This window comes from Sphingobium sp. DN12 (assembly GCF_051058005.1).
Classification (GTDB): domain Bacteria; phylum Pseudomonadota; class Alphaproteobacteria; order Sphingomonadales; family Sphingomonadaceae; genus Sphingobium; species Sphingobium yanoikuyae.
Window position 1 is genome coordinate 732,733 of sequence record NZ_CP173717.1, and the last position, 23,695, is coordinate 756,427.

Below are 23,695 nucleotides of genomic sequence, written 5' to 3' on the forward strand. Positions count from 1 at the left end.
CTGTGACCCGTCTATCGTCCGCCACGCTCGCCGGCCTGCCCGCCGATATCGTCCGTCCCGGCTATGATCGCGCGGCGGTTCGCCCCGGCGTCGTTCATCTCGGTATCGGCGCCTTCAACCGCGCGCATCAGGCGGTCATCTTCGATGATGCGCTGACCGCCGGCGACCTGCGCTGGGGCGTGATCGCCGCGTCGCTGCGGTCGCCCGGCGTGCGCGACCAGATGATGCCGCAGGATTGCCTCTACACCATGCTGGTGCGCGATGGGGCTGCAGAGCAGGCGCGTATCATCGGCGTGGTCAGCCAGGTATTGGTCGCCCCGGAAGACCCGGCCGCATTGGTCGCCGCGCTCGCCGCGCCCGATACCCATATCGTTACCCTGACCGTGACCGAGAAGGGCTATAAGCTCGACCCCGCGACCGGCGCCCTGATCGAGGGGGATCCCCAGCTCGCCGCCGATCTTGCTTCGCTCGCCGCGCCGCAGACCGCGCCCGGCTTCCTCGTCGCCGCGCTGGCCGCGCGCCGGGCGGCGGGCCTGCCGCCTTTCACCGCGATCAGCTGCGACAATCTGCCGCACAATGGCACGCGGCTGCGCAACGCCGTGCTGGCGCTCGCCGCCCGGCACGACCCGGCACTGGCCGACTGGATCGCGGCGGAAGGGGCCTTCCCCGAAACCATGGTCGACCGCATCGTCCCCGCCACCACCGACGCCGACATCGCCGCGCTCGCCGACCGGCTGGGGGTGGAAGACCAGGCCATGGTCAAGACCGAACCCTTCCTGCAATGGGTGATCGAGGATAAATTCTGCGGTCCGCGCCCGGATTTCGGCGCCGGGGTTCAGGTGACCGCCGCCGTCGCCCCCTGGGAGGAGGCGAAGCTGCGCCTGCTCAACGGCGCGCATAGCGGCATCGCCTATCTCGGCGGCCTCGCCGGCATCGATCATGTCCATGAAGTGCTCGCGCTGCCCGAAGCCCGGCATTTCGTCGAAACCCTGTGGGACGAGGCGCAGACCACGCTGTCGCCGCCGCCCGAGCTGGACGTCGCCGCCTATCGCCGCGAACTGATGGCGCGTTTCGACAACCCGACCCTGCAGCATCGCACCCGCCAGATCGCGATGGACGGGTCGCAGAAGCTGCCCCAGCGCCTGCTCGCCACCATCGCCGCGCGGCTGTCGGCAGGGCAGGGGATCGATGCCCTGTCGCTCGCCGTCGCCGCCTGGATCCGCTGGCAGGCCGGCGTCGATGACCGGGGCGAAGCGCATGTCGTCGACGATCCGCTCGCCGCCGCCATCGCCGCCCGGCTGGCCGACGCATCCTCTACGCCAGCACGGATCGACGCGATCCTCGCCTTCGACGCCGTGGTGCCCGCCGACCTTGCCGGCAATGCCGTCTTCCGCGCCGCGCTGATCCGCTGGCTCGCCATTCTCGAAGCCGACGGTGCCCGCGCCGCGCTCGCCCAGCTCTGACGGAGCCCCTGATGAAGACCCTGCGCACCATCCTGCTCGCCTCCTGCCTGCTCAGCCCCGCGACGCTGCTGGCCGCGCCGCGCGACAGCGTCTCGATCAGCCGCGACTGGCGCTTCACCAAGGGCGATCCCGCCGGCCTGACCGAGGATCTGCGCTATGATGTACGCCCGCCGATCGAGGATGCCGGCGACGGCAAGGTGGCCGATGCCCGCCCCGACGCAGCGGTGCAGGTGGACGACAGCGGCGCCCGCGTGCTCAAGCCCTGGATATTGCCCAGCGCCAATCCCTTCATCGCCGATCCCGCCAAGCATCACACCCGTCCCGCCGGCAATCCGGGCGGCACCGTCGCCTATGTCCAGCCCGGCTTCGACGACAGCGGCTGGACCCATGTCGACCTGCCGCACGACTGGGCGATCGCCGGCCCCTTCATCAAGGATGGCCCCTATGGCGGCATGGGCCGCCTGCCCAGCTGGGGCATTGGCTGGTATCGCAAGGCGCTGACCATCCCCGCCAGCGACAAGGGCAAGTCGATCTTCCTCGATGTCGAAGGGGCGATGTCCTACGCCACCGTCTGGCTGAACGGAAAGCTCGTCGGCGGCTGGCCCTATGGCTATAACAGCTTCCGCCTCGACCTCACCCCCTATGCGGTGCCGGGCGGGCAGAACCAGCTGGCGATCCGCCTCGACAATCCCCAGGCTTCGGCGCGCTGGTATCCGGGCGGCGGCCTCTATCGCGACATCTATCTCACCACCACCAACAAGGTCCATGTCGGCCAGTGGGGCAGCATCGTCCGCACGCCGCAGGTCAGCAAGGCGCAGGCCAGCGTCGACCTCAGCCTCACCCTCGACAATGACGGCGACACCCCGGCGCAGGTCGAGGTCGCGACCGCCCTCTATGCGATCGACGCCAGCGGCAAGCGCATCGGCCGCCCGGTCGCCAGCATCGCCCGCCAGTCCACCAGCATCGCCCCCCATGGCAAGGCGGAGCTGAAGGGCAGCACGATCCTCAGCAACCCGCGCCTCTGGGGTCCGCCGCCGACGCAGCAACCCAACCGCTATGTCGCCGTCTCCACCGTGACCCAGGGCGGCAAGCTGATCGACAGCTACGAAACCCGCTTCGGCGTGCGCGACATCAAGTTCGATCCCGACAAGGGCGTGATCGTCAATGGTGAGCAGATCCCCCTGCGCGGCGTCAATAATCATCATGATCTCGGTGCGCTGGGCGCCGCCTTCAACGCCCGCGCGGCCGAGCGCCAGCTCGAAATATTGCGCGACATGGGCACCAACGCCGTGCGCATGAGCCATAATCCGCCCGCGCCCGAACTGCTCGAACTCACCGACCGCATGGGCTTCCTGGTGATGGACGAGGTGTTCGACAGCTGGGAGAAGAAGAAGACCCCGCACGACTTCCACTTGATCTTCCCGGATTGGCATGAGGCCGACGCGCGCGCCATGCTGCGCCGCGACCGCAACCATCCCTCGATCATCATCTGGAGCATCGGCAACGAGGTCGGCGAACAATATGATGGCGAGGCGGGGGCGAAGATCGGCCGCGAACTGGTCGCCATCGCCCATCAGGAAGACCCGACCCGTCCCGCCACCAGCGCGATGAACTATGCCAAGGCGGACATGCTGCTGCCGACCACCGTGGACGTCATCAGCCTCAATTATCAAGGCGCGGGCATTCGCGGCATCGTCGGCCAATATCCCGCCTTCCGCGCGAAATTCCCGGACAAGGTCATCCTGTCCACCGAAAGCGCCTCGGCCCTTTCCAGTCGCGGCGAATATATGTTCCCGGTCGCCGGCGCGATCAGCGGCCCGGTCCGTCCCTGGTCCGGCGGCAATCCCGACACGCATCAGGTGTCGGCCTATGAGATGCATGCCGCCGATTTCGGCTCCTCGCCCGACCGGGTCTGGGCCGCCGATGACCAGAACCCCTATGTCGCGGGCGAGTTCGTCTGGACCGGCTTCGATTATCTCGGCGAACCGACCCCCTATTACACGTCGCGCAGCAGCTATTCCGGCATCCTCGATCTCGCCGGCTTCCCCAAGGACCGCTTCTGGCTCTACCAGGCGCGCTGGCGGCCCGACCTCAAATTCGCGCATATCCTGCCGCACTGGACCTGGCCCGACCGCGTCGGCCAGATCACGCCGGTCCATGTCTTCTCCTCGGCCGACGAGGCGGAACTGTTCGTCAACGGCAAGTCGCAGGGCAAGGTCAAGAAGCGCGACTATGAATATCGCTTCCGCTGGGATTATGTCGTCTATGAACCGGGCGAGGTGAAGGTCGTCACCTGGAAGAAGGGCCAGCCCTGGGCAACCGAGATGATCCGCACCGTGGGCGAGGCGGCGAAACTGTCGCTGACCGCCGATCGCAGCGCCATCGCCGATGACGGCCGCGACCTCAGTTTCGTGACGCTCAAGGTCCTCGACAAGGACGGCAATGTCGTCCCTGCCGCCAAGCAGGAAATCCGCTTCTCGATCGAGGGACCGGGCGAGATCATTGCCACCGACAATGGCGACCCGACCGATCTGACTGCCTTTCCGTCGAAAGATCGCAAGGCTTTCAATGGCCTGGCGCTAGTGATCGTGAAGGCCAAGCCGGGCGAGAAGGGGCGGGTGACCGTCCGCGCCAGCGCACCGGGCCTGACCGCGGCGCAGGCCGTCATCAGCACAAATGCCACAGTCCGCTGAAAATTAATAACGTTACCATTTTCGCCCGTCCCATATCTTGACAATTGGGACGGGCACTTTATTGGTCTGCATCTGATAGCGCTACCAGATACGCCCACCGGATAGTCGGGGGCAGCGCTCGGGGAGAGGTTGTATGAACGTTTCACGCCACCATAATATCCGTGCGGCCCTGTTCGCCGCATCCGCCTTCGGTGCGCTGGGCCTGGCCCAGGCCGCCGCTGCGCAGGATGCCGCTGCACCGGCCGAAACCGCCGCTGCGCCGCAGGACAGCGAAACCGCCGACATCGTCGTCACCGGTATCCGCGCCTCGCTGGAAAGCGCCACCAACGCCAAGAAGAATGCGGTTGCCTTCGGCGACTCCATCTTCGCCGAAGATATCGGCAAGCTGCCCGCTACCAACCTCGCTGAAACGCTGAACCGCATGCCCGGCGTGCGCCTCAACCGCGACATCAACGGTGAAGGCACCCAGGTCGCGATCCGCGGCCTTGGCCCCAGCTTCACTCGCGTGCTGCTCAACGGTTCGCAGCTTCAGGTCGCATCGGATGGCGGCACCAACGGCGGCAGCGCCAACCGCGAAGTCGATCTCGACTTCTTCCCGTCGGAACTCTTCACCCGCCTCGACCTCGCCAAGAGCCCGTCGCCCTCGACGCTCGAAGGCGGCATCGCCGGCACCGTCAACCTGCGCAATGCCCGTCCCTTCGACAAGGAAGGCACCCATGTCACCGTCGTGGCGCAGGGCCAATATACCGACAATAACGACAAGTTCAGCCCGCGCGGCGCGATCGTCGCCAGCCACACCACTGACACGTTCGGCATCCTCGTCGGCGTTGCCGGCGTGAAGACCAAGACCCGCGTCGATGGCTTTGAATCGGTCGGCTGGACCGACGGTAATCTCGGCACCGGCGACGCCGGCGGCAATAATTTCTCCTGGGCCTCGGTCGTTCCCAACAATACCGGCCATGGCCTGGTCGCCGGCCAGCCGGTCGATGTTGTCGCCACGTCGGGTCTGACCCGCGACCAGCTCAGCACCGCACTGATCCCGCGTCTTGGCCGCAAGAGCCTGACCGAAGGCGATCGCTCGCGCATCTCGGCGCTGGCCTCGCTCGAATGGCGCCCGTCGGACGAGCTGCATTTCGCCCTGGACGGCATCTGGGCCAAATCCAAGCGCGATTACAGCAAGGTCAACATGAACTGGCAGGTCCGCAACTCGGGGCCGGGCACCAGTGCCCAGTCGACCGGCGGCATGGTGCCGATCGACCTGACCGTCGATGACAATGGCGTCGTCACCAGCGGCACCTTCGCCAACTCCTCCTATTTCCTCGAAGCCAGCCTGTTCAAGCAGACGACCAAATTCTGGAACGTCAACCCGAGCGTCAGCTGGCAGCCGACCGAGGATCTGAAGGTCGACCTCAGCGCCAACTGGTCGAAGAGCCGCTTCTTCCGCGAACAGCCGACCTGGGCCTTCCAGACCACGCCGCAGTCGGGCGTCGAAACCTATTATGACAATACCGGTGGCGACTATCCGTCGATCACCAGCAATCTCGACCTCAACGATCCGAACAACGGCAGCTGGCAATGGTATCGCCAGAATATCCAGCTGGTCCGTCGCAAGACCGAGACCAAGGGCGCGCATCTCGACGTGACCTATGGCGATGACATGTTCAACGTGAAGGTCGGCGGCGCCTATGATCAGGCGACCCGTTCGATCCGCGCCTATGACAACAGCACCGCCTATCAGCTGTCGGTCTGCGGCACTGGCTGCACCGGCGCCACCGGCACCGTGCCGACCAGCGCCATCGCTCAGTATCTGCGCAGCTCCTCGACCGCCGGCTTCATCGTGCCGGACTTCGATGCGCTCAAGCAGGCCACCAACTATGCCAGCTATCGCGACAGCGCGCCCGAAGCACGCGGTGCCGTCACTGGCGGTGCGACCGGCGACATGGATGAAAAGGTCTGGGGTGCCTATTTCGAACTGAACGGCGTCACGACCATTGCCGGCCGCGACCTGCACATCAACACCGGCATGCGCTACGCCCACACCGACCAGCTGGTCGTCGGGCCGAGCCAGGTCGGCACGGCGATCGTCGACATCACCTCGTCCTCGACCTACGAAAATTTCCTGCCGTCGATCAACCTGACCTATGATGTCGCCGACAATGTGAAGCTGCGTGCGTCGGCCTCGCGGACGATGACCCGCCCGGATGCCGGCGCGATCCTGCCGGGCATCACCTTCTCCGATCCTTCGGCGCTGACCGCCACGGCGGGCAACCCGAACCTCAAGCCCTACACCTCGGACAATTATGACCTGGGCGGCGAAATCTACACCGGCGGCATCGGTTATGTCGGCGTGTCGCTGTTCATGAAGAACATCCAGGGCTTCACCGTCACCACCTCCGAACAGGTTGCCTTCGGGTCGCTCAACATTCCGTTCGACAGCCTGATCTCGACGCAGCAGAACGCCCTCAACGACCGGTCGCTCCAGACCGGCATCCCGGTCGCTCAGCTGCCGATCACCGTGAACCGTCCGGTCAACCTGCGCGATCTCAAGATCAAGGGTATCGAAGCGACCTGGGTGCAGCCGCTCGACTTCCTGGTAAAGGGCCTCGGCTTCTCGGCCAACGGCACCTATCTCAAGCAGTCCTCCTCGTCGGGCCTGGTCGCGACCGGCGTGTCGCCCTGGAGCTACAACCTGCAGGGCTTCTATGAAAATGGCGGTCTGTCGGTCAGCGTGAACTATGTCTGGAATGACGAGGCGATCGCCGTGAACGGTCCGCAGAACGGCATCAACGGCGCCGACCTCAAGTCCGACGCCCGTGGCCAGCTCGACATGTCGGCCGGCTATCAGCTGCCCTTCTTCAACAAGGCGCTTCGCCTGACGCTCGATGTGCTGAACATCACCGACGAGCCGATCCGCACCACCTTCGAATATTCGAACGCGGCCTATTCGGTCTATTATCCCGGTCGCACCGTGCTGGCCGGTATCCGGGCCAACTTCTGATCCTCCCCCAGGGATGCACTGACAGGGCCGGCGGCAACGCCGGCCCTTTTTCTTGGGAGTGGTTGGGAGCGCGGTTCGGCGTAGGGCAGGGCCTTCCAATGTTGGAGGATATTTGGTCTACCCTTGGCCATGAACCCGTCTTCGCGGACGCCTTTGCCATGACCTCGTCGTGACCCGATCGTCGCGTACCTGTCGCCTCATGGGCGCGTCACTGGCGCGTGGCCATGACCCTGGTGTCGCGTCACCGGCGCGTCGCAGGTCGCGGCCGGCCCGGAAAGGCGCGGAAATGCGTCAACGCCTGCCGCACGACACTGTGAACTTCGATACCGTGATCCTCATATGCCCATTTTTGGGACGCGCCGCCCGCCATCCCCGACCGAAAGGAAGCCGATGATCCGCCCCTTGCTCGCCAGCCTGCCGCTGGCAATGCTGCTGGCCCAGCCCGCCATGGCAAAGACCTGCACGCCGACCTGGGTGTCGGGCTGGGCCTCCTCGCAATTCCGCCCGACCGGCGACGCGGCACTGGCCGCCGGCACGCTCAAGGATCAGTCGCTGCGCCAGATCGTCCGCCCCTCGATCGCCGGCGAACGGCTGCGGGTGCGCATCTCCAACCTTGCCGGCACCGCGCCGCTCCATATCGCCGGCGTCAGCATCGCCCGCGCCCCCGCCAGCACATCGCCGGCGATCGATCCCGGCACGCTCATTTCGCTGCGCTTCGATGGCAGCCCGGATCTGATCGTGCCGGCCGGCGCCGACTATCTCTCCGACCCGGTGTCGCTGCCGGTCGCCGCGCTCGACAATATCGCCGTCACCATCCGCTATCAGGGCGAACCGGAACAGACCTCGCATCCCGGCTCGCGCGCCACCTCCTGGCATCTGCCCGGCGATCATCTGACCGACACGGCGATGGCGGGCGCCGCCTCGTTCGACCATTGGTTCAATCTCGCCGCGGTGGAGGTCGAACGCTGCGCGCCCGCACGACTGGTCGTGGCGCTGGGCGACTCCATCACCGATGGCAAGGGTTCGACCACCAACGGCAATGATCGCTGGACCGACCGGCTCGCCCAGCGGTTGCAGGCGGACCCCAAGCGCCGCGACATCGCCGTCGTCAATCAGGGGATCGGCGGCAACCGGCTGCTGAACGACGGGCTTGGCCCCAATGCGCTCGCCCGGCTTGACCGCGATGTGCTGGCCCAGCCCGGCGTCACCCATCTGGTCCTGCTGGAAGGCGTCAATGATCTTGGCACGCTGACCCGCGAGGCGCCGGTCAGTGTCGAGGATCACAAGGCCCATGTCGCCCGCATCATCGGCGCCTATCGCCAGATCATCGCCCGCGCCCATGCGCGCGGGATCAAGGTGATCGGCGCCACCATCATGCCCTTCGTCGGCAATGATTATTATCATGCCGATGCCCAGAATGAGGCGGACCGGCAGGCGGTCAATGCCTGGATACGCACGCCGGGCCATTTCGACGGGCTGGTCGATTTCGACCGCGCCACCCGCGATCCCGCGCGCCCCGACCGGCTGCTGCCTGCTTATGATGGCGGCGATGCGCTCCATCCCAATCCGGCCGGCTATCGCGCAATGGGTGACGCCGTGCCGCTGACCCTGTTTGATTAACATGCCTTAACCGCGTGATGGCCATCACGCGGCTTTTACGTAAAATCCGCTACGTCTCCCGCGAAAGGGATGACGGGTGATCGAAAAAGCGCCGAGGAAATATCGTCTGCAGGACTATGCCAATGCAGAGGCTGACGTCGCGATCCGCAGCGATCAGGATGTGCTCGACATCTGGCGTTCGACCACCGACTATCATCGCCTGACCCCGCATCAGAAGGCGGCGCGGGCCGAGCTTCAGCGGCGCGGCATCCGGGTAGAAGGGCCTTCGGTCCCGCGTTAACGGCGCGGCCGCTTGCTGCCCGATTCCAGCACCGTCTCCATTGCCACGAAGGTCGATGTGCTGGCGACATGGGGCAGGGCGGAAATCTTCTCGCCCAGCACCATGCGATAGCGGCGAATATCGGAGGTGCGGACCTTGAGCAGATAGTCGAAATTGCTCGCCAGCATATGGCATTCCTCGACCTCCGGGATGCGCCTTACCGCCGCATTGAACTCCCGCAACGCGCTCTCCCGCGTGTCGCTCAGCTTCACCTCGGTAAAGGCGACATGGTCCATCCCCAGCTTGGCCGGATCGACGATCGCGCGAAAGCCGCGAATGACGCCACTCTCCTGCAACCGCTTCAACCGCACCTGGCAGGGCGTCTTGGACAGGCCGACGCTGGCGGCCAGATCGGTCACGGTCATGCGGCCATCCTCGACCAGCGCGGCGATGATACGGCGGTCGAACTCATCCATTTCGACCATGGCAGGCTTGTTGCTCATGCAATTTGCCTATCATGCCGCCATTAATAAGTCACTTTGGCATTTATCGGGGCATTCATAAGACGGAATGAAATGCGCCGATCGGATATTCTGGTCGCATGACCGACCAGCATCCCTTTGCCGCCTTCGCCCCCGCCATCCGCGATCAGTCGCCGCTGCGCCAGGCGATCACCGCCGCCTATCGCCGCGATGAGGCGGAGTGCCTTGCCCCGCTGCTCGACGCGGCGACCCTGCCCGACGCCACCCGCGCCGCCGTGGCGGACACGGCGCGCCATCTGGTCACCACCCTGCGCGCCAATCACAAGGGCACCGGGGTCGAGGGGCTGGTCCAGGAATATTCGCTCTCCAGTCAGGAGGGCGTGGCGCTGATGTGCCTCGCCGAAGCTTTGCTGCGTATCCCGGACAATGACACGCGCGACGCCCTCATTCGCGACAAGATCGCCGACGGCGACTGGAGTTCGCATCTGGGCGGCGGCAAGTCTTTGTTCGTCAACGCCGCGACCTGGGGCCTGGTCGTCACCGGCAAGCTGGTCGGCAGCGTCGATGATCGCGGCCTGGCGGCGGCGCTCGCCCGTCTGGTCGCCCGTGCCGGCGAGCCGGTGATCCGTCGCGGCGTCGACCTTGCCATGCGGATGATGGGCGAACAGTTCGTCACCGGCGAGACGATCAAGGAAGCGGTCAAGCGCGCCAAGGAACTGGAGGCCAAGGGCTTCGCCTACAGCTATGACATGCTGGGCGAGGCGGCGACCACCGCCGCCGACGCCGCGCGCTATTATGCCGATTATGAAAAGGCGATCCACGCCATCGGCAAGGCGTCGGCCGGTCGCGGCATCTATGCTGGCCCCGGCATCTCGATCAAGCTGTCGGCGCTCCATCCGCGCTATGTCCGCGCGCAGGCCGACCGGGTGATGGGCGAATTGCTGCCGGCGGTGAAGCAACTGGCGCTGCTCTCGAAGCACTACGACATCGGCCTCAACATCGACGCGGAGGAAGCCGACCGGCTCGAACTCTCGCTCGACCTGCTCGAAAGCCTGGCGCTCGACCCAGACCTCGCCGGCTGGGATGGCCTGGGCTTCGTCGTCCAGGGCTATGGCAAGCGCTGTCCCTTCGTCATCGACTGGATCATCGACCTCGCCCGTCGCGCCAATCGCCGGATGATGGTGCGTCTGGTCAAGGGCGCCTATTGGGATGCGGAGATCAAGCGGGCGCAGGTCGACGGCCTCGCCGATTTCCCGGTCTATACCCGCAAGGTCCATACCGACGTCGCCTATGTCGCCTGCGCTAGGAAGCTGCTGGCTGCGCCCGACGCCGTCTTCCCGCAATTCGCGACTCATAATGCCCAGACGCTCGCCACCATTTACCAGATGGCCGGGCCGGACTTCGCGATTGGCAAATATGAGTTCCAGTGCCTGCACGGCATGGGCGAGCCGCTCTATGAACAGGTCGTCGGCAAGGACAAGCTCGACCGCCCGTGCCGCATCTACGCCCCGGTCGGCACGCATGAGACATTGCTCGCCTATCTCGTCCGCCGCCTGCTGGAAAATGGCGCGAATAGCAGCTTCGTCAACCGCATCGCCGATCCCGATGTCTCGATCGACGAGATGATCGCCGACCCGGTCGAGATCGTTCGCGCCATGCCGCATCCCGGCGCCCGGCACGACCAGATTGCCTCGCCCGCCGGTCTCTATCCCGATCGCCGCAATTCCGATGGCATCGATCTCAGCGATGAAGGCGCGCTTGCCGCGCTGACGCAGGCGCTGCAACACAGCGCCACCATCGCCTGGGCCGCCGCGCCAGAGGGCGGGGAAGGGGAAGCGCGCCCGGTCTGCAATCCTGCCGACCATCGCGACATTGTCGGCACCGTCTGGGAAGCGAGCGCCGATCACGCCCGCGCCGCCGCGATCCGCGCCGCCAACGCCTGCTGGCCCAACACGCCCGTCGCCGATCGCGCCGTCCTGCTGGATCGGGCGGCCGACGCGATGCAGGACCGGATGCCGGTGCTGCTCGGCCTCATCATGCGCGAAGCCGGCAAGTCGCTGCCCAACGCCATCGCCGAAGTGCGCGAGGCGATCGACTTCCTGCGTTATTATGCGGCGCAGGCACGCGGCACCTTCGGCCCGGATCAGCTGCCGCTGGGACCGATTATCTGCATCAGTCCCTGGAATTTCCCGCTCGCCATCTTCACCGGACAGGTCGCGGCCGCGCTGGTCGCGGGCAATCCGGTGCTGGCCAAGCCTGCCGAGGAAACCCCGCTGATCGCGGCCGAAGCCGTGCGCCTGCTGCATGAAACCGGCGTGCCCGGCGATGCGCTGCAATTGCTGCCCGGCGACGGCCGGATCGGCGCCGCGCTGGTCGCCGCGCCGGAAACGGCAGGCGTCATGTTCACCGGCTCGACCGAGGTTGCTCGCCTCATCCAGCGCCAGCTCGCCACCCGCCTGTCGCCCGCCGGCAAGCCGATCCCGCTGATCGCCGAAACCGGCGGCCAGAATGCGATGATCGTCGACAGTTCAGCGCTCGCGGAACAGGTGGTGGCCGACGTCATCGCCTCCGCCTTCGACAGCGCTGGTCAGCGCTGCTCGGCGCTGCGCATCCTGTGCCTGCAGGAGGATGTCGCCGATCGCACCCTCACCATGCTGAAGGGCGCGCTCAGGGAATTGCGCATTGGCCGCACTGATCGGCTCGCGGTCGATACCGGCCCGGTCATCACCGCCGAGGCGAAGGCGGGCATCGAACAGCATATCGCATCGATGCGCGCGCTCGGCCGTAAGGTCGAGCAGCAGGACCTGCCCGAGGAGGCGGCGCACGGCACCTTCGTCGCGCCGACCATCATCGAACTGGACAGTATCGCCGACCTCACCCGCGAGATATTCGGCCCGGTGCTGCACGTCATCCGTTTCCGTCGCGAGCGGATGGATGCGCTGGTCGATGCGATCAACGCCACCGGTTATGGCCTGACCTTCGGCCTGCACACCCGCCTCGACGAGACGGTGGCCCGCGTCACCGCGCGGGTGAAGGCCGGCAATATCTATGTGAACCGCAATGTCATCGGCGCGATCGTCGGGGTTCAGCCGTTCGGCGGGCGCGGCCTGTCGGGCACCGGACCCAAGGCGGGCGGGCCGCTCTATCTCGGCCGCCTGACCCGCACCGCGCCGGTCTTTGCCGAGCGGGTCGGCTATCTCGCCTCGCCAATCCATGATTTCGTCAACTGGCTGGAAGCGCAGGACGATCATGAGGCGGCGGCGGTTGCGCGCCATTATGGCGATGCGTCGGCGCTCGGCGTTGAACTGGCGCTGCCCGGCCCGGTCGGCGAGACCAACCTCTATGCGCTGCATCCGCGCGGCTTGCTGTTGCTGCGTCCGGGCACGCGGCGCGGCCTGCTCGCGCAGATGGCCGCCGTGCTGGCAACCGGCAATCGCGCGGTGATCGAAGGGGCGCCGCTGCCACAGGGGCTGCCCGCCAGCGTCGCCGCCCATTTCCTCGCCCAGCCCGACGCGCCCTTTGCCGCGATGCTGGTGGAGGGGGATGCCGACCAGATCCTCGCCGCAACCCAGGCAGTGGCCGAACTGGATGGGCCGATCGTCACTGTCCATGCAGCCGCGCCGGGCGACGAGCGCGCCTGGCATCTCGACTGGCTGCTGGAGGAGGTGTCGACCTCCATCAACACGACCGCCGCGGGCGGCAATGCCAGCCTGATGATGATCGGCTGATGATGAAAAGGGCGGCCCGCACAGGCCGCCCTTTTTCTTTGTGCCGGATTGCCGCGCGTCAGGCGACGCTCAGGCGCACGTCGATATTGCCGCGCGTGGCGTGCGAATAGGGGCAGATCGTGTCCGCTTCGGCGACCAGCGCCTCGGCAGCAGCCTTGTCGACGCCCGGCAGGCTGATTTCCAGCGCGACGTCCAGGCCAAAGCCCTTGTCGCTGCGCGGGCCGATGCCGACCGTGGCGGTGACGCTGGCGTCGGCAGGCACGCGGGGCAGATCCTTGTCCTGGCTGGCGGCGAACTTCATCGCGCCCAGGAAGCAGGCGGCATAGCCCGATGCGAACAGCTGTTCAGGATTATTGCCCTGGCCATTGCCGCCCAGTTCCTTGGGCGTGCCCAGCGTCACGGCGAAGCTGCCGTCGGTGGTTGCGGCCTTGCCGTCACGGCCGCCGGTTGCGGTGGCGCTGGTGGAATAGAGGATCTTGCTGCTCATCGATCGGTCCTTTCATTTAATCGTATGCGATTAAATCGCGTGCGATCTATATGTGCCTGCCGATCTGAGTCGTCAACCCTTGCGATCATATCGCGTGCGATTTATATTTCCGGTCAAGGAGCATCGCCATGACCACCCCCGCCATGACCACCCAAGATACCGCGCGCGGCGCGCTCGACGATTTTCTCTGCTTCGGCGTCTATTCGACCGGGCTGGCCTTCAACCGGCTCTACAAGCCGCTGCTCGATCGCTACGGCCTCACCTATCCCCAATATCTGGTGATGGTGGCGCTGGCCCGGCGCGACGACCAGACGGTCGGCGAGCTGGGCGGTCAGCTCTTCCTCGAATCCAACACACTGACCCCGCTGATCAAGCGGCTGGAGGCGGCGGACCTCGTCACCCGCCAGCGCGACACCAAGGATGAGCGGGTGGTGCGGGTGCGCCTGACGCAGCAGGGGCAGTCGGTGGCACAGGACGTGTCAACCTGCGTCCCCGCCGAACTGATGGAGGCCGTCGGCATCTCGATCGAGGAAATCGCCGCGCTCAACCAGTCGCTGGTCACGCTGCGGGAGAAGCTGCAGCGCGCGGCCTGACCGGGCGCGCTATGCCTTGGGGCACTGGGCGTTGTCGAACATCGCCAGATATTGCTCGATCGTCTGCGTCATGCCGACTGCCTGGCGGCGCGTATTCACCGCGTCGGGCGCTTCCAGGTCGGTCGGCTGCCATCGGCCGTCGACACAATTGACCTGGGTGCCATAGCGCTGCGGCTTCTTGTCGAATGTCATCGCCACCCGGTCATAGAGCATCGCATAGGCCTGGCCCTCGGCCTCGCCGCCCGGCAGCAAGGCCTCCATCCGGTTCAGTGTCCCGCGCATCAGCGCCGGATCGTCGACGGCATGCTGGACGATCAGGAAGGCGGCGCGGGCCGTTTCCTTGCCGTAGACGCTGATCCGGAACCATCCTTCGTCCGGGATCAAGGTCTTGAGCCGTTCCTGATTCAGCCTGTCATGGCGACTGATCTCGGCCAATATGGCTCCGCGCCATATCGGTTGCTGGTCGGCGGGCACCGATGACCAGTCCAGTTTCATCATGGTGATGCGACCGACCTGATCCAGCGTGCCCAGCCGGATGATCTTCTCGGCATCGTCCTTCGCCGGTGGCAATGCGGCCTGTCGCGCCTCCTCCTGGCGATAGGCATCGGTCACCTGTTGGCGCATGGTTTCCATCGTCGGGGCCGGGGCGACGGCGCCGGTGGCGGCCTGCAGGAAAAGAAGCGCTGCCTTCATGCTTCACCCATTCACATGGCTCCAGATGCGCGAGATCACGACCGATCCTTCGCCCACGGCAGAGGCGACGCGCTTCACCGATCCGGCGCGCACGTCGCCGACCGCGAAGATGCCGGCGCGGGAGGTTTCATAGGGGGAGGGGGCCTCGACCGCATCGCCGGTCAGCACGAACCCCTTGTCGTCGAGCGACACCAGTCCCGACAGCCAGCCGGTATTGGGCGCCGCGCCGACCATGATGAACAGGGCGCAGCAGGCGATCTCGCGCTGGTTGCCATCGGCCTTGCGGATCGTCACCGCGTCGAGCTGCGCATCGCCATGCAATGTGTCAATTTCGGTGTCATAATGGATGGTGATCGCCGGGTCGGCCTCCAGCCGGCTGGACAGGTAGCTGGACATCGACAAGGCGAGCGAAGGCCCGCGCACCAGCAGATGGACATGGCGCGCGCTGCGGCTGAGGAACATCGCCGCCTGGCCGGCGCTGTTGCCGCCGCCGACCACCACGGCTTCGGCCTGGCGGCAATAGCGCGCCTCATTCTCGGTCGCGGCATAATAGATGCCGGCCCCCTCCAGCTCGGCGAGCCGGTCGATCGGCAGGCGGCGATATTCGACGCCGGTCGCGACCAGCACTGCGCGGGCGCAGATGCGCTGGCCATTGTCGAAGACGCCGCAATAATGGCCGTCGCCGGTTTCCTCCAGCGCCGTCACCCGGCGCGGCATCAGGAAGCGGGTGCCGAACTTCATCGCCTGCACCTCGCCGCGCCAGACCAGGTCGGCGCCCGAAATCCCGGTGGGAAAGCCCATATAATTTTCGATCCGGCTCGACGTCCCCGCCTGGCCGCCAATCGCGATATCCTCCACCACCAGCGCGTTGAGCCCTTCGGCCCCGGCATAGACGGCCGCCGCCACGCCGGCCGGCCCACCGCCCACGATCAGCAGGTCGACCGTCTCATTCTCGGTAAAGCCGCGATCCAGGCCAAACAGCCGGGCGACCTTCTCGGGCGTGGGATCGGCAACGACATTGTCGCGACCGAAGATCACGGCGGGCCGGTCGGCCTGCGCCCCGCAACTGGCGGCGACCCGCCGGGCATCGTCGCTGCCCAGCGCATGGGATGTGTAGGGCAGGCGGTTGCGGCTGGCGAACTCGGCGATGCAGCGCACCGCCCGATCCTCATCCTCGCCGATCAGCACCAGGGTGCTGTCGCCCATGTCGAGCTGCCGCCGACGTCGTGCGGCCAGCACGGTGATGATGATGTCCGACATTTCCGGGATCGCCGCCATCAGCCGCAGCATCGCCGGGCGCGGCACTTCTAGCACGCGGGTATCGCGCGCTGCCCGCATCGGGATCGACCAGCTGCCGCCGCCCAGAAAGGAAATCTCGCCCATGAACTGGGTCGGGCCGATGGTGGAGGGGACATGCCGTTCTTCGCCGAACGGATTGACCACCTCGATCTCGCCATCCTCGACATAGATGAAGCGGTCGACCGGGTCGCCGGGCCGGACGATATAGGTGCCGGCGGGATAGATGGCCTCGGTGCCCTCGGCCCGCAGCGCCGCGACATGCTCGGCCGTCAGCGGCACACGCTGCATCTCCCGCAGATCGCGCCCGATCGTCTCCATCGCCGGCCTCCCGCCACTCCGTGTCGCGCGATGATGGCAATGGCGCAGCCTGTGCGCAATGGTCGCGGGCGCTCGGGATGCGATCAGGCACATCAAAAGGTTGATCTCGATCAGCCCTGGCGCTCCGGCGCAAGGTGGCGCTTGCTTTCGCGCGGAAATGCCCCTTAGTCGGCACCTCCGTCACGGCAACGACAACAGGATGATAATGGGCAAGGCGAAATTTGGCTCCGTCAGTGGGCGCACGGATGCATGGGCGGCGCTGGGCCTGTTCTTCGGAATTGCCTTCTTCCTGGTAAGCGGCGCCGTCGCCTATCTCAATATCCAGGGCCTGGGCGAGAGCGACCGGGCGATCCGCCATACTCATAATGTGCTGATTGCGCTCGACGAGCTGCTTTCGACCGCGCAGGATGCCGAGACTGGCCAGCGCGGCTATCTGCTGACGAGCGACCGCGGCTATCTGGAGCCCTATGAGAATGCGGTGGCGACCATGCCGGGCCGGCTCGATGCGCTGGCCAGGCTGACCCGCGACAACCCGACCCAGCAGAATAATCTCGCCCGCCTGCGGCGTCATGTCGATGCCAAGTTTGCCGAACTCAGGGAAACGATCGAGGCGCGGCGCAACCAGAGCATCATCCAGGCACTGACGATCGTTACCACCGGCCGCGGCAAGCAGGAAATGGACGCCGTCCGGGCCCAGCTCGACACCATGGCCCGAGAGGAACTGCGATTGCGGGAAATCCGCCTTGCCGACATGGCATCGGCCTCGCAGACCGCGATCATGTCGGGCCTTGTCACCGGCCTTCTGGGCGTGGTTCTGACCATCGCCGTCTATCTGCTGGTGCGCCGCAACAGCAAGGCGCGCGCGCGCCAGGCCTGGTTGCAGGCGGGGCATCTGGGCCTGTCCGATGCGATGCGCGGCGACCAGAGCGTCGAGCAGCTGGGGGAGGCGATCCTAGCCTTCCTCGCGCGCTATCTCGGCTTCCAGGGCGGTGCCCTGTTCAAGGGCGAGGATGGCCAGTTCAATCGCGTCGCGACGCTCGGCGTGCCGGCCGATGCCGACATGCCGCAGCGCTTCGTCGCCAAGGAAGGGCTGCTCGGCCAGGTCGCGGCCGAAGGGCGGGCGCAACTGCTGCATGATGTGCCCGATCATTATCTGACGATCGGCTCGGCCTTTGGCCGCGATCGTCCCCGCCATCTGCTGATCGTGCCGACCGTGACGGACGGCATCGTCAATGCGGTGCTCGAACTGGGCGCCTTCGATCCGGTCGACGACCGCGTGCTCGAACTGCTGGAGGAAGCGAGCGCTGGCATGGGCATCGCGCTGCGTTCGGCCCGTTTCCGCGCCCGGTTGCAGGACGCGCTGGAGGAAACCCAGCGTCAGGCCGAGGAATTGCAGGCCCAGGGCGAGGAACTGCGCGCCAATAATGACGAGCTGGAAACCCAGAGCCGCCAGCTTCAGGACTCTGCCACCCGTCTGGAGGCGCAGCAGAGCGAGCTGGAACAGACCAATGTCCAGCTGGAGGAGCAGGCCCGCCACATGCAGGCGCAGCGCGATGATCTCGCCCGCGCCCAGCTTTCGCTCCAGCAACAGGCCGCCGAGCTGGATCAGGCCAGCCGCTACAAGTCCGAATTCCTCGCCAATATGAGCCATGAGCTGCGCACGCCGCTCAACTCGCTGCTCATCATGGCACGCCTGCTGGCGGAAAATCGTGCCGGCAATCTCAGCGCCGATCAGGTGCGTCATGCCGAAACGATCGAGACGTCCGGCAATGACCTGCTGACCCTGATCAACGACATTCTCGACATTTCGAAGATCGAGGCGGGCAAGCTGGAATTGCAGCCGCGTTCCGTGCGGGTCGCGCCGATGCTGGACAAGCTGCAGGCGATCTTCGCGCCCTCGGCCCAGGCCAAGGGCCTGTCCTTCCGCCTTGCCGCCGGCGCCGATCCGGTCGAGATCGAAACCGATCCGCAGCGCGTCGAGCAGGTGCTGAAGAATTTCCTGTCCAACGCGATCAAGTTCACCGATCGGGGCGAGGTCGCGCTGACCGTCGGCCGGCATGCGGATGGCCGGGTCGCCTTCACCGTGCAGGACAGCGGCGTCGGCATTGCGGAAGCGCAGCAGAAGCTGATCTTCGAACCCTTCCGCCAGGCCGATGGCACGATCAGCCGCAAATATGGCGGCACCGGCCTTGGCCTCTCCATCTCGCGCGAACTGGCGCGGCTGCTGGGCGGCGAACTGCGCGTCGAAAGCCAGCCGGGCGAGGGCAGTGCCTTCTCGCTGCTGCTGCCCGATCGCTTTGATCCCGCGCTCAGCCATCTGCCCTCGATCAGCCTGGCCGAAGCACCGCGCCCCCAGCCGGTGACGCCCGCGCGCCAGCGTGTCGCCAGCCTGGTCGACACCCAGGACGATCGCGAAACCCTGTCCGGGGATTCGCGCCTGATCCTGATCGTGGAGGATGATCCGGTCTTCGCCCGCATCCTGTGCGACATCGCGCATGAACAGGGCTTCCAGTGCCTGATCGCCGGCACCGCCGACGAAGGCGCGCTGATGGCGCGGCAATATCTGCCCCATGCCGTCATCCTCGACATGAACCTGCCCGACCATACCGGCCTGTCGGTGCTCGACCGGATCAAGCGCGACATGCGCACCCGCCACATCCCGGTCCATGTCGTGTCGGTCGATGATGACAGCCAGGCGGCGCTGGCCAGCGGCGCGATCGGCTATCTGTTTAAGCCGGTGAAGCGCGATGCGCTGATCGACATGCTCGAAGGGCTGGAGGCGCGCATGGCCCAGCGCATGCGCCGGGTTCTGGTGGTCGAGGACGACGCCCAGCAGGCCGAGAGCATCAAGCTGCTGCTCGCCTCGCGCGAGGTGGAGACGCTGGAGGCCCATTCGGCCGCCCAATGTTTCGAGATGCTGGGCCGCGAGACCTTCGATTGCATGGTGCTCGATCTCAACCTGCCCGATGCGTCCGGTTTCGACCTGCTCGAACGGTTGAGCGCGGACGACAGCGTCGGCTTCCCGCCGGTCATCGTCTATACCGGCCGCGACCTTGGCGCGGAGGAGGAACTGCGCCTGCGCCGCTATTCCAAGTCGATCATCGTCAAGGGCGCCAAGTCGCCCGAACGGCTGCTCGATGAAGTGACGCTGTTCCTGCATCAGGTGGTGTCGGAACTGCCCGAACCCCAGCAGCAGCTGATCGCTCGTTCGCTCAGCCGCGACGAGGCGCTGGAAGGCAAAAATATTCTGGTTGTCGAGGACGATATACGGAACGTTTATGCCCTCACGAGCATTTTCGAACCCCATGGGGTTCATGTCCGTATCGCACGCAATGGCCGCGAGGCGCTTGTCGCGCTCGAAGAGGCTGCGCGCGCCGATGCGCCCAAGGTCGATCTTGTGCTGATGGATGTGATGATGCCCGAAATGGACGGGCTGACCGCGATGCGCGAGATCCGCAAGCAGGGCTGGGGCGTGGGCTTGCCGATCATCGCGCTCACGGCCAAGGCGATGGCGCAGGACCAGCAGGAATGCCTGGCCGCCGGTGCCAACGATTATCTCGCCAAGCCGCTCGACGTCGACAAATTGCTCAGCCTGGTGCGTGTATGGATGCCGCGCTGATGGAGGAGCATTTCGGGCCGCGGGACGAGCTGGAGCTCGACCTGCTGCTCGAAGCGATCTTCCGCCATTATCATTACGACTTTCGCGGCTATTCGCGCGGATCGCTGCATCGCCGGCTGGCCCGTGCCCAGCATCAGCATGGCTGCGACAGCCTGTCCCAGCTTCAGCATCTGCTGCTGCGCGATCCCGCCGTGTTCGCCGACCTGATGGGCTTCCTCACCATCCAGGTGAGTGAGATGTTCCGCGATCCCGCCTATTTCCGGGCATTGCGTGAACAGGTCGTGCCGCATCTCAAGACCTATCCCTCGCTCAAGATATGGATCGCCGGCTGCGCCAATGGCGAGGAATTCTACTCGCTCGCGATCCTGTTCCGCGAGGAAGGGCTGGAGGATCGCACGATCTTCTACTGCACCGACATCAGCCCGGCCGCGCTCGAAAAGGCGGAGGCGGGCATCTACGCGATCGATCGTCTGCCGCAATTCAGCGAAAATCATCGGCTTGCGGGCGGGAAGGCCTCGCTGTCCGATTATTATACTGCCGCCTATGGCGCTGCCGTCTTCGACAAGACGCTACGTCGCCGCGCGGTCTTTGCACAACATAATCTGGCGAGCGACCAGGTCTTCGGGGAGGTACAGCTGGTGTCCAGCCGTAATGTGCTCATCTATTTCGATCGCGAATTGCAGGACCGCGCGCTCGGCCTGTTCGGGGAATCGCTGGTCCGCGGCGGCTTCCTGGGGCTGGGCTCGAAGGAAACGCTGCGCTTCTCGCGCTATTCCGATGGCTTTGCCGATTTCGACGAGGGCGAGAAAATCTATCGCCGCAACCTGCAGGATCTGAAGGCGCTCGACCATGCAGCCTGAGCCCACCAAGATCCTGGCGGTCGACGATGTCGAGGAAAATCTGACCGCGCTTGAAGCGCTGCTGGCGGACGAGGGCGTGACCCTCATCAAGGCGCGATCGGGCATGCAGGCGCTCGAACTGTTGCTGGTGGAGGATGTCGCGCTGGCGCTGCTCGACGTGCAGATGCCGGGCATGGACGGGTTCGAGCTGGCCGAACTGATGCGCGGCACGGAACGGACCCGGCGCGTGCCGATCATCTTCCTGACCGCCGTGGCGACCGACGAGCGGCGCCAGTTTCGCGGCTATGAAAGCGGCGCGATCGACTATCTGTTCAAGCCGGTCGATCCCCATATCCTGCGGCACAAGGTCGCCTTGTTCGTCGAGCTGTTCCAGCAGCGGCAGGAGCTGGCGCGGGAACGTGACAGCCATGCCGCGGCGCTGGCCCGCATCCAGGCCCATGGCGACAACAGTCCGCTGGCAATCGTCGAAATCGACGCCCAGCGTCATGTCGTCGCCTGGTCCAAGGGGGCGGAACGACTGTTCGGCTGGCGTGCGGCAGAGGTGGCGGGCTTTGGCGCGTCCGAACTCAAATGGCTGGACGACAGCCAGCGTGGCGACTTTGCCGGCCTGATGGACGAGATGATCGCTGGTACCGTGCCGCGCACCAACCGCCTGCTGCGCTTCCACACGACCGAGGGACTGACCCTCGATTGCGAATGCTATTGCTCGGCGCTGCGCGATGCCGCCGGCCGGCTCTTCTCGATCAGCCTGCAGATACTCGACGTGACCGACCGCAAGCGGGCGGAAGCAACGCAGAAGCTGCTGATCGGCGAGCTTAATCACCGGGTGAAGAACACGCTGGCGTCGGTCCAGGCGATCGCCACCCAGACCTTGCGCCATTCGTCCGGCCCGTCCGATTTCGCCCCGACCTTCATCGGTCGCATCCACGCGCTGGCCAGCGCTCATTCGTTGCTGAGCGGCGAAACCTGGCAGGCCGCGCGGCTGGGCGATCTGATCGAGGGGCAGGTGACGATCGGCGCGATCGACGGAGAACGATTCCATTGGAACGGGCCGGAGGTCGATCTGCGGCCCGAACCGGCACTGCACCTGGCTCTGGTGCTGCACGAACTGGTGACCAACGCCCATAAATATGGCGCGCTGTCGGCGCCGACCGGCCGTGTCGAACTGGAATGGCGTCTGACCAATGATCAACTGGTTCTGGATTGGCGCGAACGGGGCGGTCCGCCGGTTGCGCCGCCCAGCCGTCGCGGCTTCGGCACCGCGCTGATCGAACGCAGCCTGCGTTCCGACGGCGGCAGTGCCCAGCCCCATTACGGCCCAGAGGGCATGGGATGGACGCTGACGCTGCCCTATGCCTCCAGCCCGCGTCTGCGCAAGAAGGCACGTCCAGCGCCCCGCGAGCAGGGCGCGAGCGGCAATGGCAGTGACGGCAAGGCGCATCTGGGCGGCCGCCGGCTGCTGCTGATCGAGGATGAGCCGCTTGTCGCCTTCGAACTGGCCGCGACGCTGGAGGATGCGGGCGGCCATATCGTCGGGCAGGCTGCGACCGTGGCCGATGCACTGGCCCTGATCGATCAGGCAGAGTGCGACCTGGTGCTGCTTGACGGCAATCTCCAGGGTGAGGGCGTGGAGCAGGTTGCGCGCGTCCTGGCGGACCGGGCCATGCCCTTCCTGTTCGTCAGCGGCTATGGGCGCGATCATCTGCCCGAGGCGTTCGATGCGGTGCCGGTGATCGAAAAGCCCTTCAAGGTCGCCGACCTGATCGACGCGATTGCCAAATTGGCGGTGCCGGCAACCCAGGGGTGATAGGCTCTTGAAGTCAGGACAGGGGGCATGCCGAACCGGGTTCGTTATGCCCTCGGTCGGTCCGCGGTCCGAAGGGCATGCAAGGAAACAGAACGCAAAAACCCCGGACTTCCGATGGAAGTCCGGGGTTTTTCTGCTTATCGTCCCGAACCGAAGTCCGGACGAATAAGTTGGTCGGGGAAAGAGGATTCGAACCTCCGGCCCCTGCCTCCCGAAGACAGTGTACCTGCGCATTTTTGGCAGTTTTCCGCGCTTTCTCGTCAGGGGTTCTTGCCGTTTACAACGCTGTATTCTCGATTTGTTCACGGTGTAAGGTTCACACCGAACCTACAACCCCTGTCTTCGTGGAGAGTAGAAAAAGTGCCTTTCTTTCAGAGTGATGTCACGGCGTGGGGTTCATGGCGCTACGAATACAGAGCTTTGCTGAATGGCTCGAACGGCATGCCTTCGAACTGGGGCCGGAACGATTGCTGACCCTCGCGCCTCGGATTGAGCAATTCGGCGATCGGACACTTGTGTCCGATCAAGGCAGCAAGAGGGCCGGTAGGCGACTGTCTGGTTCGGAGCCGGGTGGCGGGGATAGCTGCCGCTCAAGCGCAGGCAGCTCGCGACCAAGATGCGTCGTTCGCCGGTCGCGCTTTCAACGACAGCTTCTGCCAAAACCTGCCGCTCGGTCGCCGTGAAACCGTCTGGCAGCAATGCGCCCTAAATTCGGACGTTCGGCCTTGTAGCCGACGATCCCGAAAGCCGCCATTCGTTTCGCCAGCGCTCAACTG

At 65.7% G+C, this 23,695-nt stretch carries 14 protein-coding genes; 10 read left to right on the forward strand and 4 right to left on the reverse strand.

What is annotated here, in order from left to right; genetic code table 11:
- The first annotated feature begins 2 nt into the window (after positions 1–2).
- From ACI6S0_RS03560 to ACI6S0_RS03580, 5 genes are all read left to right on the forward strand, one after another.
- On the forward strand, positions 3–1,463 hold the full coding sequence (locus ACI6S0_RS03560; RefSeq protein WP_434404961.1) for a mannitol dehydrogenase family protein: 1,461 nt from the start codon (positions 3–5) through the stop codon (positions 1,461–1,463).
- A gap of 11 nt (positions 1,464–1,474) precedes the next feature.
- Positions 1,475–4,156, forward strand: coding sequence for a beta-galactosidase GalB (gene galB / locus ACI6S0_RS03565; RefSeq protein ID WP_434404962.1), 2,682 nt, complete (start codon positions 1,475–1,477; stop codon positions 4,154–4,156).
- Positions 4,157–4,289: 133 nt separating this feature from the next.
- Positions 4,290–7,154: a TonB-dependent receptor gene (locus ACI6S0_RS03570; protein ID WP_037507560.1), complete on the forward strand. Its 2,865-nt coding sequence runs from the start codon at positions 4,290–4,292 to the stop codon at positions 7,152–7,154.
- A 390-nt stretch (positions 7,155–7,544) separates the two neighbouring features.
- Positions 7,545–8,774: an SGNH/GDSL hydrolase family protein gene (locus ACI6S0_RS03575; protein ID WP_434404964.1), complete on the forward strand. Its 1,230-nt coding sequence runs from the start codon at positions 7,545–7,547 to the stop codon at positions 8,772–8,774.
- Between the two features lie 76 nt (positions 8,775–8,850).
- Positions 8,851–9,054 carry a hypothetical protein gene (locus ACI6S0_RS03580; protein ID WP_037521352.1) on the forward strand — a complete coding sequence of 68 codons (204 nt, stop codon included), beginning with the start codon at positions 8,851–8,853 and terminating at the stop codon, positions 9,052–9,054.
- On the opposite strand, the gene ACI6S0_RS03585 is transcribed toward ACI6S0_RS03580, so the two are convergent.
- A complete protein-coding gene (locus ACI6S0_RS03585; protein WP_004211443.1) occupies positions 9,051–9,536 on the reverse strand; it encodes an Lrp/AsnC family transcriptional regulator in 486 nt (161 codons plus the stop codon). The genes ACI6S0_RS03580 and ACI6S0_RS03585 overlap by 4 nt on opposite strands.
- A gap of 98 nt (positions 9,537–9,634) precedes the next feature.
- On the opposite strand from ACI6S0_RS03585, the gene putA reads away from it, so the two are divergent.
- Positions 9,635–13,243 (forward strand): trifunctional transcriptional regulator/proline dehydrogenase/L-glutamate gamma-semialdehyde dehydrogenase, encoded by a 3,609-nt coding sequence (putA, locus tag ACI6S0_RS03590; protein WP_434404965.1) that lies wholly within the window; start codon positions 9,635–9,637, stop codon positions 13,241–13,243.
- Between the two features lie 58 nt (positions 13,244–13,301).
- Here putA and ACI6S0_RS03595 read toward each other — a convergent pair whose 3' ends face one another.
- Positions 13,302–13,730, reverse strand: coding sequence for an organic hydroperoxide resistance protein (locus tag ACI6S0_RS03595; protein ID WP_004211445.1), 429 nt, complete (start codon positions 13,728–13,730; stop codon positions 13,302–13,304).
- 128 nt (positions 13,731–13,858) lie between these two features.
- Between ACI6S0_RS03595 and ACI6S0_RS03600 the strand changes: the two genes are divergently transcribed.
- The gene (locus ACI6S0_RS03600) at positions 13,859–14,323 is read left to right on the forward strand and encodes a MarR family winged helix-turn-helix transcriptional regulator (protein WP_434404968.1); all 465 of its coding nucleotides are present in this window, start codon (positions 13,859–13,861) and stop codon (positions 14,321–14,323) included.
- 9 nt (positions 14,324–14,332) lie between these two features.
- Here the strand turns inward: ACI6S0_RS03600 and ACI6S0_RS03605 are convergent, their stop codons facing one another.
- On the reverse strand, positions 14,333–15,016 hold the full coding sequence (locus ACI6S0_RS03605) for a DUF6624 domain-containing protein (RefSeq protein ID WP_434404970.1): 684 nt from the start codon (positions 15,014–15,016) through the stop codon (positions 14,333–14,335).
- A gap of 3 nt (positions 15,017–15,019) precedes the next feature.
- Positions 15,020–16,633 (reverse strand): FAD-dependent oxidoreductase, encoded by a 1,614-nt coding sequence (locus tag ACI6S0_RS03610; protein ID WP_434404972.1) that lies wholly within the window; start codon positions 16,631–16,633, stop codon positions 15,020–15,022.
- A gap of 205 nt (positions 16,634–16,838) precedes the next feature.
- Between ACI6S0_RS03610 and ACI6S0_RS03615 the strand changes: the two genes are divergently transcribed.
- Genes ACI6S0_RS03615 through ACI6S0_RS03625 form a run of 3 tightly spaced genes read left to right on the forward strand, consistent with a single transcriptional unit; the run spans position 16,839 to position 22,919 of the window.
- Positions 16,839–20,252, forward strand: coding sequence for a response regulator (locus ACI6S0_RS03615; protein ID WP_434404974.1), 3,414 nt, complete (start codon positions 16,839–16,841; stop codon positions 20,250–20,252).
- Positions 20,237–21,112 carry a CheR family methyltransferase gene (locus tag ACI6S0_RS03620; protein ID WP_099231441.1) on the forward strand — a complete coding sequence of 292 codons (876 nt, stop codon included), beginning with the start codon at positions 20,237–20,239 and terminating at the stop codon, positions 21,110–21,112. Before ACI6S0_RS03615 ends, ACI6S0_RS03620 begins: the two co-directional genes overlap by 16 nt.
- Positions 21,102–22,919 carry a response regulator gene (locus tag ACI6S0_RS03625; protein WP_434404976.1) on the forward strand — a complete coding sequence of 606 codons (1,818 nt, stop codon included), beginning with the start codon at positions 21,102–21,104 and terminating at the stop codon, positions 22,917–22,919. Before ACI6S0_RS03620 ends, ACI6S0_RS03625 begins: the two co-directional genes overlap by 11 nt.
- Positions 22,920–23,695 lie beyond the last annotated feature (776 nt).